The organism is Aquabacterium sp. (assembly GCF_004297345.1).
In the GTDB taxonomy this organism is placed as follows: Bacteria; Pseudomonadota; Gammaproteobacteria; order Burkholderiales; family Burkholderiaceae_C; genus Aquabacterium.
The window spans coordinates 1-2,595 of sequence record NZ_SCTN01000058.1; the positions used below are offsets into that span (position 1 = coordinate 1).

General features: G+C 64.7%; 1 protein-coding gene. It reads right to left on the bottom strand.

Translation table 11 applies throughout. From position 1 onward, the window contains the following. Positions 1–188: 188 nt before the first annotated feature. Positions 189–2,595: phosphoribosylformylglycinamidine synthase (purL, locus tag EPO09_RS01790; RefSeq protein ID WP_290639579.1), on the bottom strand; the 2,407-nt coding region annotated here is incomplete at its 5' end.

Sequence of the window (2,595 nt, forward strand, 5' to 3'; positions counted from 1 at the left end):
AACGAATCGTGATCAGCCTGCGCAACCCCGATCTGCCTGCGGCCACGCCGTTGGCGCGCAAGGCGCTGTGGTTCACCCTGGACGAGTTGCGCTAGCCATCTACCAGTTGCCATCAGCTCAGCGAAGCACATGAAAAAGGGGCCCCGAGGAGCCCCTTCTTTCTTTCATCGCCGCTGCGTGAACGGCGATCAAGCCACCCACTTGCGCGCATTGCGGAACATGCGCAGCCAAGGGCTGGCATCGCTCTTGTCGCCGCTGGTCCAGCTCATCTGGATGTTGCGGAACACGCGCTCTGGGTGAGGCATCATGGCCGTGAAGCGGCCGTCGGCCGTGGTCACGCTGGTCAGGCCGCCGGGCGAGCCGTTCGGGTTGAACGGGTAGACCTCGGTGGCCGCGCCGGTGTTGTCCACAAAGCGCATGGCCTTGTGCACCTGAGCGGCATTGCCACGCTGCGAGAAGTCGGCAAAACCTTCACCGTGTGACACGGCGATCGGCATGCGGCTGCCAGCCATGCCTTCGAAGAAGATCGAGGGGCTTTCCAGCACTTCGACCAGGCTCAGGCGGGCTTCAAAGCGGGTGCTCTTGTTGTGCGTGAACTTGGGCCAATCCTGCGCGCCCGGGATGATGGGGCTCAGTGCAGCCAACATCTGACAGCCATTGCACACGCCCAGCGCGAAGGTGTCCGTGCGGCCAAAGAAGGCAGCGAACTGTTCAGCCAGGTGCGGGTTGAACATGATCGAGCGCGCCCAGCCTTCGCCGGCACCCAGGGTGTCGCCATAGCTGAAGCCGCCGCAGGCGATGAAGCCCTGGAACTGGTCCAGACGCGCACGGCCGGCTTGCAGATCGCTCATGTGCACGTCGAAGGTGTCAAAGCCACCTTGCGCCATGGCGTAAGACATTTCCACGTGCGAGTTCACGCCCTGCTCGCGCAGGATCGCCACCTTGGGGCGCGACTTGTTGATGAAGGGCGCGGCCACGTTGTCCAGCGGGTCGAAGCTCAGCGCCACGTGCATGCCGGGGTCATTGGGCAGGCCGATGGCGGCGTGCTCGCTGTCGGCGCAAGCGGGGTTGTCGCGCAGTTGCGCAATGCGCCAGCTCACGTCGTCCCAGGTCTTGTGCAATTGCTCCAGCGGGGCGCTGAACACAGGCTTGGCATCGCGCCAGACCTGCACGTCGTCCTTCGCATTGTCTGTCAGCACCGGCTTGCCGATCACGTGGCTGTGCTTGCTCAGACCATGCTCGCGCAGGGTCTGCATCACGGCATCACGGTCAACCGTGCGCACTTGCAGCACCACGCCCAGCTCTTCGTTGAACAAGGCCTTGAGCGTCAGCTCGTTGCGGCGCTCGCCCACCTGGCCAGCCCAGTTCTTCGAATCACCCGTATCGGCCAGGCTGTCGGTGATGCCGTCGCCTTCGGTGACCAGCATGTCCACATTGATGCTCACGCCCGTGTGGCCGGCAAAGGCCATTTCGCACACGGTGGCCCACAGACCGCCGTCACCACGGTCGTGATAGGCCAGCAGCTTGCCTTGGGCGCGCAGTGCGTTCACGGCCAGCACGGTGGCCTTGAGCATCTCGGGGTTGTCGCAATCGGGCACGTCGTTGCCGAACTGACCCAGCACCTGAGCCAGCATCGAACCGGCCATGCGCTTCTTGCCTTCACCCAGGTCGATCAGGATCAGGCTGGTGTCCAGGGGTTGGCCGTTTTCGCTGGTGATCAGCTGCGGCGTGAGCGTGCTGCGCACATCGGCGATCGAGGCAAAGGCCGTCACGATCAGGGAAACAGGCGCGGTCACCGACTTGGTCTCGCCCTTGTCGCTCCACTTGGTGCGCATGGACAGCGAATCCTTGCCCACGGGGATGGACACGCCCAGCGTCGGGCACAGCTCCATGCCCAAAGCCTTGACCGTGTCGTACAGGGCGGCGTCTTCACCGGCTTCGCCGCAAGCGGCCATCCAGTTGGCCGACAGCTTCACGCGGGGCAGCTCGATGGGCGCCGCCAGCAGGTTGGTGATGGCTTCGGCCACGGCCATGCGGCCGGATGCAGGGCCGTTGACCGAAGCCAGCGGTGTGCGCTCACCCATGGCCATGGCTTCGCCGGCAAAGCCCTTGAAGTCGGCCAAGGTCACGGCCACGTCGGCCACGGGCACTTGCCATGGGCCAACCATCTGGTCGCGCGAATTCAGGCCACCCACGGTGCGGTCGCCGATGGTGATCAGGAAGCGCTTGCTGGCCACGGTGGGGTGGCGGATCACGTCGAAGGCAACCTTGTCCAGTGCCACGCCGGTCAGGTTCACCTGGCCGCCGTCCCACACCACGCGCTTGACGTCGCGGTGCATCTTGGGCGGCTTGCCCAGCAGCACGTCCATGGGCATGTCCACGGGCTTGTCTGATTCGGGCTTGGTCGTGTCTTCCAGAATCAGCTCGCAGGCCTCGGTGGCCACGCCGATCACGCCGAAGGGGCAACGCTCGCGGTTGGCCATCTCGGTGAATATGGGCAGCGACTCGGGCGCGATGGCCAGCACATAGCGCTCCTGGCTCTCGTTGCACCAGATTTCCTTGGGCGCCATGCCGGTTTCTTCCAGCGGAACCTTG